The 15,290-nt window shown below is 61.6% G+C and carries 12 protein-coding genes and 1 pseudogene; 7 read left to right on the forward strand and 6 right to left on the reverse strand.

Features of this window, described 5'->3' with window-relative positions; genetic code table 11:
- Window positions 1-31: 31 nt before the first annotated feature.
- Window positions 32-1,201: an AI-2E family transporter gene (locus C7453_RS15935; RefSeq protein ID WP_114728755.1), complete on the reverse strand. Its 1,170-nt coding sequence runs from the start codon at window positions 1,199-1,201 to the stop codon at window positions 32-34.
- A 311-nt stretch (window positions 1,202-1,512) separates the two neighbouring features.
- Between C7453_RS15935 and C7453_RS15940 the strand changes: the two genes are divergently transcribed.
- On the forward strand, window positions 1,513-1,740 hold the full coding sequence (locus C7453_RS15940) for a hypothetical protein (protein ID WP_114728756.1): 228 nt from the start codon (window positions 1,513-1,515) through the stop codon (window positions 1,738-1,740).
- Window positions 1,741-1,914: 174 nt separating this feature from the next.
- Here the strand turns inward: C7453_RS15940 and C7453_RS15945 are convergent, their stop codons facing one another.
- From C7453_RS15945 to C7453_RS15965, 5 genes are all read right to left on the reverse strand, one after another.
- A complete protein-coding gene (locus C7453_RS15945; RefSeq protein ID WP_371858513.1) occupies window positions 1,915-3,018 on the reverse strand; it encodes a glycerophosphodiester phosphodiesterase in 1,104 nt (367 codons plus the stop codon).
- Window positions 3,019-3,253: 235 nt separating this feature from the next.
- The gene (locus C7453_RS15950; RefSeq protein ID WP_114728759.1) at window positions 3,254-4,765 is read right to left on the reverse strand and encodes an amidase; all 1,512 of its coding nucleotides are present in this window, start codon (window positions 4,763-4,765) and stop codon (window positions 3,254-3,256) included.
- Window positions 4,766-4,768: 3 nt separating this feature from the next.
- A complete protein-coding gene (locus tag C7453_RS15955) occupies window positions 4,769-5,659 on the reverse strand; it encodes an MFS transporter (protein ID WP_170143254.1) in 891 nt (296 codons plus the stop codon).
- Window positions 5,613-6,116 (reverse strand): MFS transporter, encoded by a 504-nt coding sequence (locus tag C7453_RS19720; RefSeq protein ID WP_114728763.1) that lies wholly within the window; start codon window positions 6,114-6,116, stop codon window positions 5,613-5,615. Before C7453_RS19720 ends, C7453_RS15955 begins: the two co-directional genes overlap by 47 nt.
- A 49-nt stretch (window positions 6,117-6,165) precedes the next feature.
- The gene (locus tag C7453_RS15965; protein ID WP_170143255.1) at window positions 6,166-7,461 is read right to left on the reverse strand and encodes an aspartate aminotransferase family protein; all 1,296 of its coding nucleotides are present in this window, start codon (window positions 7,459-7,461) and stop codon (window positions 6,166-6,168) included.
- Between the two features lie 101 nt (window positions 7,462-7,562).
- Between C7453_RS15965 and C7453_RS15970 the strand changes: the two genes are divergently transcribed.
- From C7453_RS15970 to C7453_RS15995, 6 genes and pseudogenes are all read left to right on the forward strand, one after another.
- Window positions 7,563-8,282: a TetR/AcrR family transcriptional regulator gene (locus C7453_RS15970; protein ID WP_114728767.1), complete on the forward strand. Its 720-nt coding sequence runs from the start codon at window positions 7,563-7,565 to the stop codon at window positions 8,280-8,282.
- Window positions 8,283-8,651: 369 nt separating this feature from the next.
- Window positions 8,652-11,105, forward strand: coding sequence for a TonB-dependent receptor (locus C7453_RS15975; RefSeq protein ID WP_114728769.1), 2,454 nt, complete (start codon window positions 8,652-8,654; stop codon window positions 11,103-11,105).
- Window positions 11,071-12,165 (forward strand): phosphotriesterase family protein, encoded by a 1,095-nt coding sequence (locus C7453_RS15980; RefSeq protein WP_211311087.1) that lies wholly within the window; start codon window positions 11,071-11,073, stop codon window positions 12,163-12,165. Before C7453_RS15975 ends, C7453_RS15980 begins: the two co-directional genes overlap by 35 nt.
- Window positions 12,166-12,326: 161 nt before the next feature.
- Window positions 12,327-12,854: a MarR family winged helix-turn-helix transcriptional regulator gene (locus tag C7453_RS15985; protein ID WP_174788012.1), complete on the forward strand. Its 528-nt coding sequence runs from the start codon at window positions 12,327-12,329 to the stop codon at window positions 12,852-12,854.
- Window positions 12,855-12,856: 2 nt separating this feature from the next.
- On the forward strand, window positions 12,857-15,061 hold the full coding sequence (locus C7453_RS15990) for an FUSC family protein (protein ID WP_114728773.1): 2,205 nt from the start codon (window positions 12,857-12,859) through the stop codon (window positions 15,059-15,061).
- A gap of 116 nt (window positions 15,062-15,177) precedes the next feature.
- Window positions 15,178-15,290: pseudogene (locus C7453_RS15995) on the forward strand (efflux transporter periplasmic adaptor subunit); the annotation flags it as partial.

The following is a 15,290-nucleotide window of genomic DNA, read 5'->3' on the forward strand; positions in this document are numbered from 1 at the left end:
CTTCTTTTTTCGGAAGAATAGAGACGCCGGCTTACTCTTCGCGAATATTCACCATGCGGGTGGTCACGACCCCTTGTGGGGCTGGGCGTGCGCCGCGGCTGGAGCCGAGGCGCCAGAGCTGGTGGGCGAGTGCCATCACCGCCGGGCCGATGAACAGGCCGGAGAGGCCGCAGCTTTCCAGTCCGCCCAGAATGCCGAGCAGCACCCACATGAAGGGCAGTCTGATGGAGCCGCCGATCAGGACGGGGCGGATGAAATGGTCGGCCAGGAACAGTACCACCGCGCCGAACACGCCGACGCCGATGGCGGCCGCCAGGCTGCTGCCCTTGATCAGGATGGCCAGGACGCACAGGGCGAGCGCGAAGCCGCCGACCATAGGGATCATGCACGCCAGTGCCGTGAAGATGCCCAGCAGCAGGGGCTGGGGCGCGCCCACGAGCACATAGGAGAGGCCGATCAGCAGGCCTTCGCCGAGCCCGACCAGTACCAGGCCCGCGAGCGCGCCGCGCACGGCGCCCACGACCTGGCGTTGGGCCATGCCGCCCCGTGCGCCCAGCAGGCGCCAGATCAGCAGGTCGATGCGGGCGACCAGCGGCGTGCCGGCCCGCAGGAAGAAGAAGAGAATGAGCAGGGCGAAGCCCATGATGACCAGCCCGTTGGCGACGCCATGGCCCAGATGCTCCACCGTGCCGAGGGCGTGTTCGGGCCTGAGGCGGTCCATCAGGTCATGCACGCTGTCTGGCGTGGCCAGATTGGCCTGCCACCAGTGCTGGGCCTGCGCCCGGCCCCACGGCAGGCGGTCGAGCCATGCGGGGGCGGGGATACCCTGTTCGGTGGCCTGTTTGACCCATTGGGCGCCTTCCCGGGCCTCGCCGGCGGCGGCGGAGATCAGCACGGCGGTCGGGATGATGAAGACCAGCGCGATGCCGAGGACGATGGCGGCCGGTGCCAGCGTGGCGGCATGAGGGGAGGACCATTTCCGTCGCAATCCTGTCAGCAGCGGCCAGCAGACGATCGCGAGCACGCCGCCCCAGAACAGCGCGGAGCGGAAACGTCCGAGGACGAACAGAGCCAATGCGACGACCACCAGCGCGAGCACGCCCTGGGCCAGGCTTTGCAGCCGCGTGCGCGGCTGGGTGGGGAGTGTGGGGGCGGGGAGCGGCGTGGCGGGCGGGACGAATGACGGCGGGGATAGGGGCATGCGGGCTCTGGGTCTATGGTTTGGGGGGCATGTGGCGTGGACAGTGATAACGGGGTTGGGCGGGCTGCGTTGCGCGGCGATGGTCGGGCTTGCGCCATTGCCCTGTTCACGGGTCGCCACGTCTGTGACGATGGCATTATCAGGGTGGTATGATAAATGATTCGTTTTCGGTATGAAAATGATCTGCCGTGCAGGGCAGCCATACGGTCTTTCGTGGGAACGCGCCCTTAAAATGCCGCACCTCTCTTCCTATAATTGAAAGCCAAGCCGCTCCGGCCTTTCGGCGGGGCACCTTGAGCAGGAGGATCGTGATGTCGGTTTCATCCGTCGAGGAAAAGGCAGTGTCCGCTTCGGCCAAATGGTCCGATGGGGTCGAACTGACACCGGCACAGATTCATGCGGCCCATCGCAGGGCGATGCGCCAGGCGGGTGGGCGCCTGCGCAGCCGGGCGGGCCGGGTAGATGAGCCGGATGCCATGGCGCGGCCGGGGGCGCCTTCGCCGGACAAGTCCGGCAGGAAGATGTCGGGCCGGACGTGAGAATGGATCGGGGGCTTCTTTCAGAAGCACCGATAGGGGGCGGACGCGTGGCGCGAGCCACATGTCCGCCGTGATGTCTGCGCATCGGAGCGGAGTGGCCTTGATGGCCATGAGCACCGAAGCGCAGGAAACGCGCGGAGGACACGCCGCCAGCGCGCATTTGCGGTCAGGCTCTCAGCCATCCAGTGCGCGGCGGCCCAGCGCGGGGTCGTCGGTGAAGAAGCCGTCCAGCCCCATATCGAGATAGCGCCGGATTTCGGCGATCGAGCCTTCGGGATTGCGGGCGTCGTCTCCGGCACCGTTGCGGAGCTGGCGGGGCAGGAAGCGGTTTTCCGGGCGACAGGTATAGGAATGGACCAGCAGGCCGGCGCTATGGGCGTCGTCGACCAGGGTGGTCGGGGCCTGCCAGGCGCCTGAGGCGTCGCGCGGGATCAGGTCGACGTTCGACGGGCCGATGGCGTCGGCGTAGGTGCGGATCTGGCGAAGGCCTTCCGGTGTCATGAGGTCGCCGAAAGTGGTGTGGCCGCCGGTGGCCGCGATGTCGGGCACGCGCTCGCTCCGGTTGCCCATCAGGAACATCAGGCGGGCCTGCGGGTTGATGGCCTGTACGCGCCCGCGCAGCATCTTCAGGTTGGCGGTTTCGAACGACTGTACTTCGAGCGGGGCGTAGCTTGTGTAGTCGTGCGCCGCGATCACGCGCAGGAAGGTTTCCTCCGGCGTGTGGTTGAGCGCGTGGAAATGGGTCGAGTTCTTGATCTCGGGGATCAGGCCGATGACCCGGCCGCGTGCGGCGGATTCGGCGGCGACGAAGTCGATCACTTCCTCGAAGGTCGGGATGTCGAAATGGCCGTCGTAGCGGGTGTTTTGCGGACGGGTGCCGGGCAGGCGCTCGCGGGCGCGCAGGGTCTTGAGTTCCGCCAGGGTGAAATCGGTGGTGAACCAGCCGGTTTCGTTCGTACCGTCGATCATCATCGTGCGGCGGCGGGCGGCGAATTCGGGGCGCGTGGCGACGTCGGTGGTGCCGGCGATGTTGCTCTCGTGCCGGGCGACCAGCACGCCGTCGCGGGTGGGTACCAGGTCGGGCTCGATATAGTCCGCGCCGTCGGCGATGGCCTTGGCGTAGGACGCCAGCGTGTGTTCCGGTCGCAGGGCGGAGGCGCCGCGATGGGCGAAGACCAGCGGCTGGGGCGCCAGCGATGATGCCGCCCGGACGCGTGGCGCGGCGGCCAGGATCGCGGTGGCTGCCGTTAGGGGGAAGATATTTCGGCGTGTGAGCACGGAAGGGACCTCGGGATTCGGCGCCTGGGAAGACGGTGAGACGCCCCGCGACATCGCAGGGAGGATATATTGACCGCAGGATCTGGAGGGTTCAAGGCCGCTTAGTGGGGACGGGGCGCTGCCCCAGAGCGCACCCTCCGACCGTTTGCTGCATGCATTCGCGGCATAGCGTCTTTATTTGCTGTTACGAGCATCTGTACCTGTTCGAACGCGCGTGTTCAAAAAAGGATTTGCTTTAGACGTCGTCCCGGAAGCCGGGGGAATCCGACAGGGCGGGCATTGTGCTCAGCGCGTCGAGATCGGGGATGGGCCGGCAGAGGGCTGGGGTGCCGGCGAAAGTGGTTTCGATGGCCGCCGCAATAGCGAGCAGGCGCGCGTCTCCGCCGCGCGGCCCGACGATCTGCAGGCCGAAGGGAAAGCCGGCCTCGTCAACACCCATGGGAATTGAGATCGCGGGGCATCCGGCCAGAGTTGCCGCGTAGGCCATGGCGAGCCAATGATAATATGAGCGGGTGGGAGTACCGTCGATCTGCGCGGGATATGCTTCACGCCATGGGTGCGGGCTGATCGTTACGGCGGGGGAAATCAGCAGGTCGCGCGTCTTGAAGAACGCGACGAAGGAACGACTGATCCGCGTCTGTATGGTTGCGGCATTCGCGTAGTCCTCGAGAGTGTAGGCGTGGCCTTCCTGGATGTTTTCGCGGATATTTGTGCCCAGGCTTTCCGGATTGTTCCTGTAGCGCGCGCCATGCGTGGCGAGAAACAGGGAAGACCGGATGACCGCGAAGGCGAAATCCGCGCCTGTGCAGTCGGGGTGAGCCTGCTCGGCGCTTGCGAACAGGGAGGCCAGGGCGTCGACCCGGGTGGTGAAAACGCGCCGTACATGGCGCTCGGTCGGGGCGAATCCGAAATCTTCCGTATAGGCCATGCGCAGGCGGCCGGTATCCACCGTAGGGAGCGGAATGTAGCGCCCGGGAACGGCACGGATCGGCTCATCGGGGATGCTGTAGGCAAGCGGGTCGCAGGGATCGTCGCTTGCCATGACCGAGAGCATCAGCGCGGTATCGGCAACGGTGCGGGCCATCGGGCCGTTCGTCGAGAAATTCGACCATCCATGCACGCGCCGTTCGTTGGCGACCAGGCCAGAAGATGGACGGAAACCGACGATGCCATTGAAGGCGGCGGGGTTGCGGAGCGAGCCGCCTGTATCGGACCCTGTCGCTAGTGGGGCCATTCCGCATGCAAGCGCCACCGCCGAGCCACCGGACGAGCCCGCGGCGGAATAGAGCGGATTGAAAGGATTGCCTGTCGCCCCATAGACGGGATTGCGCGTGTTTCCACCGGCGGCCCATTCGGGGGTGTTCGTTTTCCCCAATATGATCGCACCGGCTTTACGCAGGCGGTTAACGGCGCCGAGATCTTGCAGGGGAATATGATGCGCGAACAACCGGCTGCCATAGGTCGTTCTCATGCCGGCGACATCGTCGGTGTCCTTGACGAGAACCGGGATGCCATGTAGCGCGCCCACCGGTCGGCCGTCGCGCAGTGCCTGTTCGGCGTGATGGGCTGCGTCGAGAGCCCCGTCCGTGTCGAGCACGACCACGGCGTTGACCGCGGGATTGATGGATGCAACGCGATTGAGGCAGGCGCGTACCAGATCAGTTGGCGAGATGCTGCCCGAACAGATGAGGGCTTGCAGTGTCGTGGCGGGGAGGTCGCAAAGTGTGCTTTCCGAAAGGATTGCCATGGCTCAGCTCCTGACTGGGGATGTGCGGGAGGGGACGGCATTGGTGCCGGCGAGATGCGTGGTGAACGACCGGTAGGATATCGTGAAGCCGACGACGGCCAGGAGGCTGGCGCCCGCAACGACGCTGCCCAGTGCCGTGTTTAGCCGCGCACTCGTGAAGACCGACGAACTCAGGAAACCGACGAGGGAGGGGCCTCCGCCGGCGCCCAGCCCGATAACCACCAGCATGAAAAAGGAGGTCATGCGGCCGCTCAAGGCGGGAGGCGTCATGAATTGGAGCAGTGTCGGACCGAGGGTGAATAGGAGCGGCGCGATGATGGCCCCGGTCAATGCAATTGCAAAATATTGCCAACCGTTGGCGACGAAGGGCATGGCTAGGCCGCACAGGCACATGATCCCCGAAGAAATCTGAGCGAGATGCAGCATGGATGGAATCATGTTTCGCTTGACCAGCATATGCGACACCAGGCCAGCGAGCAGGCAGCCGAAAACTCCGCAGGCCAAGCCCATCGAAGAAAAGATCTTTCCGATCATGGCGGGCGACCAGCCGAAGACGCGGCTGAGAATGACGGCATTCCAGGCGGTAAGGCTGTAATTGACGGATACGGCGAGCGCCATGGCAAGCGTATAAACGCCATTCAGCCGGGCGCGAGTCCTCAGAAAAAGCAGGAATTCCGCGCCGCTTCCCTGTGTCGTCACCGACTTTTGCGACGTTGGCCTCTTAGGTTCGCGGATGCGCAATGAGAGGATCGCGAGAAGGATTCCCGGCAGGCCGACGCAGATCAGGACGGCACCCCAGTCTGGCATCGCGCCGAAGAGAGGGAGATGCCACGGGTGCCCCTGTCTGTCATGAAGAAAGAAAGCGGCCGTTGATGCGGCCAGGGCAGAGGCCACGGGTACTGCCAGACCATAGAACATCGTGCAGAGGGGAAACAGCCGGGGGGGGAGCATTTTGCGTCAGGATCGAGAATGCGGCTGGTGTAAGAACGGCCTCACCGATGCTGACCCCGGCCCGCAATGCCGCGAACTGCGAAAAATTCTGTGCGTAGGCAGACGCAACGGTGAGAAGGCTCCAGACAAGAAGAGCGACTGCAATCATGCGAAAGCGCCGAGTCCGGTCCACGGCCCAGCCGATTGGAATGCCGGCTACTGCGTAGAAGATGGAAAAGGCAAAACCTTGCAGCAACCCGAAATGAAAGTCGTCGATATGGAGATCCCGCCGGATGCTCGACGACAGAAAAGAGATGATGTGACGATCAAGGATGGAAAAAATGTAGCATAATGTCAGAAAGAATGTAACGAGCCCGGTCTGGAGAGACGTGAACCGATCGCTGTCGATACGCTTCGTCATGGGGATTCCTTGCCTCCCGGGCGGTGGATCATCGTGCGGCCGGATGCTGTCAGGCTGAATGATATTCAGTGCAAAATCTGCGCAGTGCGTCGAGGAATTTTTTGATGTCGATTGCACTGATGGGAAATGACAGGGCGATCAGGCCGCGTGGCGCGAAATATATGCCCTGTTCGACCATCGAAAAGAACAGGAACTTGCGGAGGATCGCCTGATGTTCTCTCGAGACCTCGGGATGAATCGTCATCAGCGAACCCAGGCCCGTGACAGAGAAGGGCATGTCTTCCTCTTTGAAAATCTGGCGGATGGCTTCGCGCAGCGCGTCTCCCCGGCGGTTCAATTCTTCCAGCGCGGCGGTGCCCAGAAGATGGCGTGTCGCGGTATATCCGGCGCTCATGGTGATTGTATTGTTGTTGAACGTACCGGCATGGGGGACCGCATCGGGCCGGCGGGGATCGAAAATGGACATGAAGCGCTCGGAACCGCCGAAGCAGCCGAATGCCATGCCGCCGCCGAAGAACTTGCCGATGGTTGTCAGGTCGGGATAGATTCCGATTTGGGCCTGCCGGCCGCCGAAGGCGAGGCGTGCGGTCTGGATTTCGTCGAAAATCAGGGCAATGCCGTAGTGCTCGGTCATCTGGCGGAGCATGGCGAGGAATTCGGTCGTGCCGGGTATGCATCCGCCCGCGCCCTGCATCGGTTCGACCAGGACAGCCGCCAGTTGGCTGCCGAACGTGGTGATCAGATCCGCCGTTTCCTCGATCGCGTTATAGGTTCCCATGAGGAAGTCATAGGGTGCGTTGAAAGGGGAGGTCGCGCCTGTAAAGGACAGCACGCCGCCATGGTAGCCATTGCGGAAGACCAGGATCTTCTCGCGCCCCGTCACGGCGCGGGCTGCCGTCATTGCCATCAGGTTGGCTTCCGTTCCCGAGTTGGTGAAACGGAGAAGGTCCATGCTCCTGAACCGTTGGGTCAGCAGGTTGGCGAATGCGCCTTCGAGAGCATTGTGCGAGGACAGGTTGATCCCGTTTGAAACGGCTTCGTTGATCGCGTCCTGGATGATGCGGGGGGAGTGCCCATAGATTCCGGCCGTATATTCCCCGAGGAAATCAATGTAATCATGGCCGTCGGCGTCATTGACGTAGCATTCATGGCCATGAACGAAGCACAGCGGGAACGGATCATACCAGAGGGATGTGCGCGTATTTCCGCCGGGCATGGCCAGTTCGGCCAGCTTCCACGATGCGCGGCTGGCTTCATGCCGCTCGACATATCGTTTTTCCGCCTGTTGCAGCCTGTGCCGTATACGTGCCGGATCGACCGGAACAGGTGACGGGTGTGGGGACATAGATTGTCTTCCTGGGTCGTGATCGGTAAGGATCATCACATCGGGCGCGTGATGATCGAAATGCCTGTAGCCGCCGCGATGGGACTGCCAGAGGGAAGCGTATGGAAGCGTTGGAAGCAAAAGCCCGAAGGGGCAGGCCCAAGCAGGAGAATTCCCTGACCAAGGAGAATATCCTGCAGGAGGCGGTGGCGCTGATCGACGAGATCGGGCTCGAGCAGTTCAGCGTCCGGACGCTCGCCAAACGACTGGGCGTCTTTCCTCGTGCCATATACTGGCATTTGTCGAACAAGAACGCCCTGTTGTCCGCTGTCGTCAATCATTGCACGCAAGGGGTCGACCCCCGCACGCCGCCTTCCGACTGGAAGGGGTGGATCGCGGAGTTGCTGCACAGCTATCGCTCGGTCGTTCGCCGCCATCCGCGCATCGCTCCGTTGATCGCATCCCAGCTTCTGTCGAACCGGGGCGCCGACCTGATGCTTGCCGACCGGTTGCTCGGGGTTCTGGAAGGGGCCGGTTTTATCGGGGAGAAACTGCTGTCCGCATTCGATGTGGTCATTGCGGCACAGCTCGGCTTTGTCACGATGGAACATGCGGCCCTTCCGGAAGATGATTATGCGGACTGGGCGGAAAGCATGCGTGAGACGGTCGCAGATATTGATGAAACGTCATATCCCCACCTTGCACGGTATCGGGAGAGCCTGGCGAATCGCCATTTCATTCTCCGGTGGGAGAATGGCATTACCGTGCCCCTTGATACGAGCTTCAACCGTTATGTGTTCGTTGTTATCCAGGGTCTGGAGCACCTGTTGCAGGCCCAATGAGGGGCCTGCACGTTTGTGCCTCACGTTATTGTCCGATGGATAATGATATGTCAAGGCGGATGCGCCGGATTCGTTCAGGGTAATTTGAACGAGAAAATTCATTAATACATTAATTTAAAACGATAAAATATCATGATCCCGCCTTGGGGATGTTTTTTGTCGGAATCAATAATTATCCGGTAGACAATTAAATCTCGTTTCGATAGGGTCATGGAATGTGTTCGGCGGGAAAGTGCCACGCTTTCGCTGTCATGACACGCCAGATCATCGCACGGATTTCGGTGGCTGGGTGCCGGAGACAGGGCATCCCGTTACCGGAACGAAAGAGTTTCCTGAAACGCAGCCGATGAAGGCGGGCAGAATCCCGCGATGTCGTTGCTGTTGGAAAATCGTAACGAGGTAGGAATGTATAACAAGCGTCGGTCGTCTCTCTTGAAGGCCTACCTGCTTTCTGCCTGCACGCTCGCGCTGGGCGTCAGTCGGGCAGCCGATGCCGCTACGGTGCCTGGTGCCTCGTCCTCGATAAAGGGTCATGGGGGCGCTGGTCAGCACGGTGGGGCAGGCGCATCCAAAGGCGACAGCACTGAGAAGGTGCCGGAGGTGGTTTCCGTTTCAGCCGGTATCCGATCGGCAAACGGCGTGACCAATACCACGCCGGGTGGTGGGATGATGCCTCATCAGACCGCAGCGAAGTCCAAAGGCGGCGTGACGCGCGACTTTATTGCCAAGCAGAGTGCAACAGCGAGTGTGACGTCGTTAATTTCCCAGCTTCCTGGTGTGAATGTTGCTAGCCAGGGGCCGACCAACATGAACCAGGACAATATTCACATCCGTGGCTTCGACGCGACACGCATCGGCTTCCTGCTGGAAGGCATTCCGCTGGCCGATCCGATCAGCTATTATAGTTATTCGGCCGCCATGGTGGATCCGGAAAATCTGGGAAGCGTCACTGTAACGCAGGGATCGCCGGATATGGAAAGCCCGGTCTTCAATGCTGTCGGTGGTGAAGTGTCTTCCACGTTGATCAATCCATCGGCGCGTGCAGGTGCATATCTGTCGGTAACCGGTGGAACGCGCGCTCTGAATAAGGAATTTCTTCGCCTGGAGACGGGACAGATTGGTAACAGCGGGGTGCGTGGGTTTGTATCCTTCTCTCATACCTCAAGCAATATGTGGATGGGACCCGGAAGGACCCGCCGGTATCTCGTCAATGCCAAGTTCGTCAAGGAATGGGGCGATGGTAACAGCATCAATGCCATTTTCGGATTTTCCCAGCAGGACGCGACCTACAATTATATGCCGACCCAGGCCGTATGGGAAAAATACGGAAGAAGTGCGACCTACAATGGGCAATACTATCCGGGCGATACAGCGTATTATAAATTGAATGCGCGTGCCGTGAACTATGAATACCTCGTGGCACCGATGAACTTCCATATTGCTCGGGAGTTGCGACTGAAATTCACACCCTATCTTGTGCGGAACTGGGGTTATGCGTCGGCCGGCTCGAGCATTCCGTACGAGAACGGATATATCGGGAACCAGCGCTACGATGTGCTGCCGGTGAATACGGCGCAGAATGGCAAGGTGACGGCGCAGCTCGGCAATCCGTACGAAGACCGAACGGCGGCCCAGAACATTGCCCTGAATTGGGATCATGGTATCAGCCATCTGACGTTTGGATATTGGTACTCCTATACGACCCGCAGTTCGATCTACAATTATTCGGCCGTGAGCGCGACGGGGGAGGCGCCCAACAGCACCGGCACCCAGCCCATTGTCGTCGATGGGCGTAAGCTGGTGACGGCCGATTCCTTTATCACTCAGCAGATCAATACTTTCTATCTCATGGAAAGCCTCTCGTTGCTGGGTAACCGCCTGAAAGTGGGGGCCGGACTGCGTGCGTCGATGGTTCACTTCGATGCTCTCAACAAGGTGCCGGGCGCGTCGGTACCGCGGGTGACACCGAGTTTCTTCGAGCCCTTGCCGCAGGTATGGGGGTCCTTCGATATCGACCCGCATAACCAGATCTATGTGAATGGTTCGACGGCCTTCAAGCCGGCCGCGGGAAATTTCGCATATCTTAATCTCTACAGCCCGTCTTCGCCGACGCCGACGCAGGTTCCGAACATGGTTCCGCCGGAATATGCCATCAGTGAGGAGATAGGCTATCGGCATACGGGATTCGTCAATTTTTCCATGGCGCTGTTCAACAACAACATGACGAATTATCAGGTCGTTTCGAGCCGTTACGCTCCGAATTCAACATATCTTGTCTCGTCCGTCATTGATATCGGGGGGGGGGTGACCTCCCGTGGTGCGCAGGCCGAAATCGGACTCCGGCAGTGGCATCATCTGAGCCCCTATATTTCGGCGCAGTATCTGCACGCGACGATGGACAATAACTACAAGGTGGGAAACGACGCGCTTCCGACGGCGGGAAAGATCCTTGTGGCCAGTCCGAAATTCACTGGTGCGGTTGGCATTCAATATGATGACGGGTCGATGTTCGGGAACTTCACGTTCAATTATGTCAGCTCGCAATATTCGACATTTATGGATGATCAGAAACTGCCGGCCTATACGACATCAAACCTGACATTGGGATATCGCTTTCATTCCTTTTCAAGGTTCCGCTATCCTCAGGTGCAGTTGAATCTCCTCAATATCGGAGATAGCGCCTATCGTTCCGGAATCAACGGATATGCGACTACGGCCAAGGCCCGTCAGGGTATCCATGGGACGACGATCGCGGCCGGCAGTCCGACCTATACCGTGGGAAGCGGGTTTGCCGCGCTTGTTTCTCTTTCTTCCGCATTCTGACGAGGTGGCAATGTCGAGAGGGTTCATCCAGACCGTTCTGGGGAGCATCGCGCCTGAATGTCTTGGGCCGACCCTGATGCATGAGCATTTGATCATCGATCTGAATTCGCCGGCGCAGCGTGCGAAGGTGGAGAATTACGGTGCTCTTTCGAGGAAGGACATCGATCCCAAGGACAATTTCAAGCTCAATTGGGGCCAGAAGCGGGATATCGCGAATTTCCGTCTCTGTGACGAAGGGGTTGCCATTGATGAATTGCGGGAAATGCGTGCTGCCGGCGGCATGGCTCTTGTTGAACTGACGGTTGGGGGACTGGGGCCCGACCCTCTGGCGCTGAAGAGGATCGCCGAAGCATCGGGTGTCCATGTCGTGATGGGATGTGGGCACTACGTCGATGCCTATCAGGATCCGGACAATGCATCGCGCCCGGTGGAATCCTTTGCGCGGGAAATCGTCGGGCAAGTCGCGACGGGCGCTTGGGGGACGGATATCAAGGCCGGTATCATCGGAGAAATAGGATGCGAATATCCTTGGAAGGATGTCGAACGGCGGGTTCTTCTCGGGGCGATTCTCGCGCAGAACGAAACTGGTGCGGCATTGACGATCCATCCGGGACGCCATGAAAATCAGCCGATGGAAATCGTCGGCTTTCTGAGGGAGCATGGTGCCGATATATCCAGAAGTATTATTTGCCATCTGGACCGGACTATTTTCGACATCGAGACTTTACTGCGCCTGGCCGATACGGGCTGTATTCTCGAGTTTGACTTGTTTGGGTGGGAAAATGCCTGCTACTGGCCCAATCTGGATATCGATCTGCCCAATGACGCGGATCGCCTTCGCCTAGTAAAAGCATTGCTCGAACGTGGCTATGGCGACCAGATCCTGTTGAGCCATGATATCTGTGTCAAGTCTCGCCTGTTGCGGTACGGTGGGCATGGCTATCAGCATATGTTCGCGAATATCGTCCCTCTGATGCAACGTCGCGAGATCGCGGATGCTGACATTGATCGCATTCTGACTCTGAACCCGAGACGCTTGCTAACACAGCCAGGTCGTTAGTCTGATCCCGGAGCTTTTGTAGAGACTGGTCAGGATTTCGGGCCGCACGATCTCGTTGCGCCGAAAATAACGGGTTCGTGAGGCGAAGGAGGGGGTAGACAGAACGTTTTCATATAATTAGTTGACATGGCCATTATTGCTATGAAGACGTAGGACCTTGCATGAGCGAACGGACCAGGCCGCAGGCGCCGGACCCGCGCGCGCTGCTGGCAATCGACGAATCCCCTTTTGCGGGCATGTCCGTCACCTTTCGTATCATGCGGCTGGGGGCGGTGTGGCGGACGAGGCTTGAGCGCGACCTGAAGCCGGTCGGAATGACCGTCGCCGGCTTTCGGCCGATGGTTTATCTGATGATGATGCCCGATGGCACGTCACAGCGGGATCTGGCGGCGGCGCTGGATACCGATACCTCGGCTCTGGTACGGGTGCTGGACCTGCTGGAGGAGGCGGGTCTGGTGGAGCGCCGGCCCGATGCGGATGACCGGCGGGCCAATAATCTGTTCATTACCGAGGAGGGGCGGCGCAAATGCCGCCAGTTCCATGAGATCGCGGCCCGGCTGGAAGTCGAGATGATGGCGGGCGTGCCGGGTGAGAACAGCGCGGATCTGGTCGCGTGGTTGGAGCAGATTCTGCGCAATGCCAGGCAGTCGCCGTCGGTCGGTGCCCCTGACGGCGGCGAGACGACGTGACGATGCTTATCCCTGCGGGCATTCTGCCGGCCTTTCTGACGAATGATGCGCAATGGCACGAGGTGCGGGGGCGGGCGGCCTTCTGCCTGCGGGCCTTTGCCGCGATTGGGCTGGCCCTGTCCTGCTCGTTCTTCTGTCAGCTCGAATCCCCGATGTCTTCGGTGACGACGGTGATGATCGTGGCCAATCCCACGGTCGGGGCGCTGATGGCCAAGAGCATGTGGCGTGTGATCGGCACGCTGCTGGGGGCGACCATCGCCGTCGCGCTGATGGCGGTCGTGGCGCAGTCGCCGGTGCTCTATACGATGATGCTGGCGGTGGTGGTGGCCTTCGCCTGTCTGGTCGCGACCTTCCTGCGGCTGTTCCGCGCCTATGCCGCCGTGCTGACGGGCTATACGATCGTGATCGTGGCCGGGCCGTCTTATGCCGACCCTGACGGTATCTTTCTCAGCGCCATGGCGCGGCTGTCGGCGGTGACGGTCGGGATCGTCGCGACGGCGGTGGTGTTCATGGTCACGTCGGTGCGTCGGCCCGACCGGGTGATGGCGCAGGTGGGGCAAATGGTGCGCGATGTGATCGCGTATGCCATGGATTTCCATCGCTTTCAGTTCGCGGGCGGCCGGTCGCCGGATGCGGTGACGGCCGAGCCGGTGGTGCTGGGCGGGTTCCGCACCCTGCCGCTGCCGCTGAACGACAGGCGGGGCACTCTGCTGGCGCGGATCAGCGGCCTGATGTCGTCGGTGGAATATGCGGCGGCCGACACATACGAAATTTCGCGCCGGGTGAATGCCTTGCGCGTGGGGTTGAGCGGGCTGGCGGGGGTGGTCGCCACCTATCATCCGCTGTGGCACGACCTGGAAAACGACGCGGCTCCGATGCGGCGCCTGCATGAACGGGTCGCGTCGCTGATGGCCGAGATCCTGGACCTAACGGACGGGGCGGACTGGATCGAGACGCCGGAGCCGGTGTTGGCCGCGCTTGCCACGGCACTGGAGGATCTGGCGGTGGCCGAGCGGGCCGTGCAGGACGTCGCACTGCTGTCGGCGATCGACAATATGCGGGACGTGCTGGTGCAGCTCGATGCCGTGATCCGGATGGTGATGGCGCCTTCCATGCCGCGCCGGGTGCGGCTGCGCTGGTTTCTGGACTGGCCGACCGCCCTGCGCAACGGCGCGCGCGGCGGGCTGATCGCGCTGCTGGCCGGGCTGCTGTGGTATGTGCTGCATTGGAGCGCCGGGCCGATGCTGATGCTGTATGTCGTCGCCGCATCCAGCCTGGTGGCGACCACGCCTTCGGCCTCGCGCTCCAGCGTGATGATGGCGGCGGGTACCACGCTGTCGGTGCCGGCGGGAATTGCCTGCCACATGCTGGCGCTGCCGCGCATCGACGGGTTTCCGCTGCTGTGGTTTTCGCTGTGTATGTTTCTCGCGCCGGGGATCTGGTTGCAGTTCAGCCCGCGCTACGGGATCGGGGCGTTCGGCTATGGCGTGTTCTTTGCCGCGATGCTCGATGTGTCCAATCCCATCCATTACGACGACATCGCGCTGACCAATACATGGATGGCCTTTGTGGCGGCCGCCGCGCTGCTGGTGCTGGGCTTTCGTGTGATCCTGCCGCCGGACGACCGGCTGGATGCGGGGCGGCTGGTGGGGTCGCTGTCGCGGGCGTTGCGGCGGCTGGCGCTGGTGCTGCCGGTCGCGCCCGAGAACTGGGTGGTGTGGGAAGGTTTGCAGATCCAGAAGATCTGGCGGCTGGCGATGCGGCTTTCGGTCGGTGTGGGGCCGGACGAGCGGCAGGCCTATACCGATGCCGCGCTGGGGGCTGTGTCCCTGGGGCGGCTGGTAGTGCGGGCGCGGCGGATCGCGGAGTTGCCTGCGCTGAACGTGGTGGATGCTGAGGCGATGCGTGCGGCCGTGCGCGGCTTCGATGGTCTGCTGCGCGACCCGGAGGCGACGGCGCGGGGACTGGTGGACGCGGCGCAGGCGATCCTGGCGCGCGCCGGTGAGGGCGCGGCGGGGCTGGAGGCGCGGCGGGGGGCCGCGTGCCTGCAACAGGCGGCCTATATCCTGCGGGCTGTGCCCGGCTTTTTCCATCGGCATGGCCCGCTGCAACTGTCGCCGGAGATGCCGGACGCGCATCGCCCGCTCGATAGGCCGGTGCCGGTCTATACGCCCTTGCTGGGGCGGGTGCGACGCCATGTGGGGTGAAGTGCGATGGCCCGGCGTCGCCATGTTTTTCGGTGTTCGCGCCGGCCGCGCTCTGCGGTCCGCGCCTGTCGATCCGGTCGTTCTGATGGGCCGGCCATGAAAGATCCGAGAGTCCGATGCCTCTTTTCCGCACACTGATCCGCGTGGTTCTGACCCTGAGCGTCGTTGTGCTGGCGATCGTTCTGGGGGTGACCCTGTGGGACACGTATATGATTGCCCCCTGGACGCG

This window comes from Gluconacetobacter liquefaciens (assembly GCF_003350405.1).
Classification (GTDB): domain Bacteria; phylum Pseudomonadota; class Alphaproteobacteria; order Acetobacterales; family Acetobacteraceae; genus Gluconacetobacter; species Gluconacetobacter liquefaciens.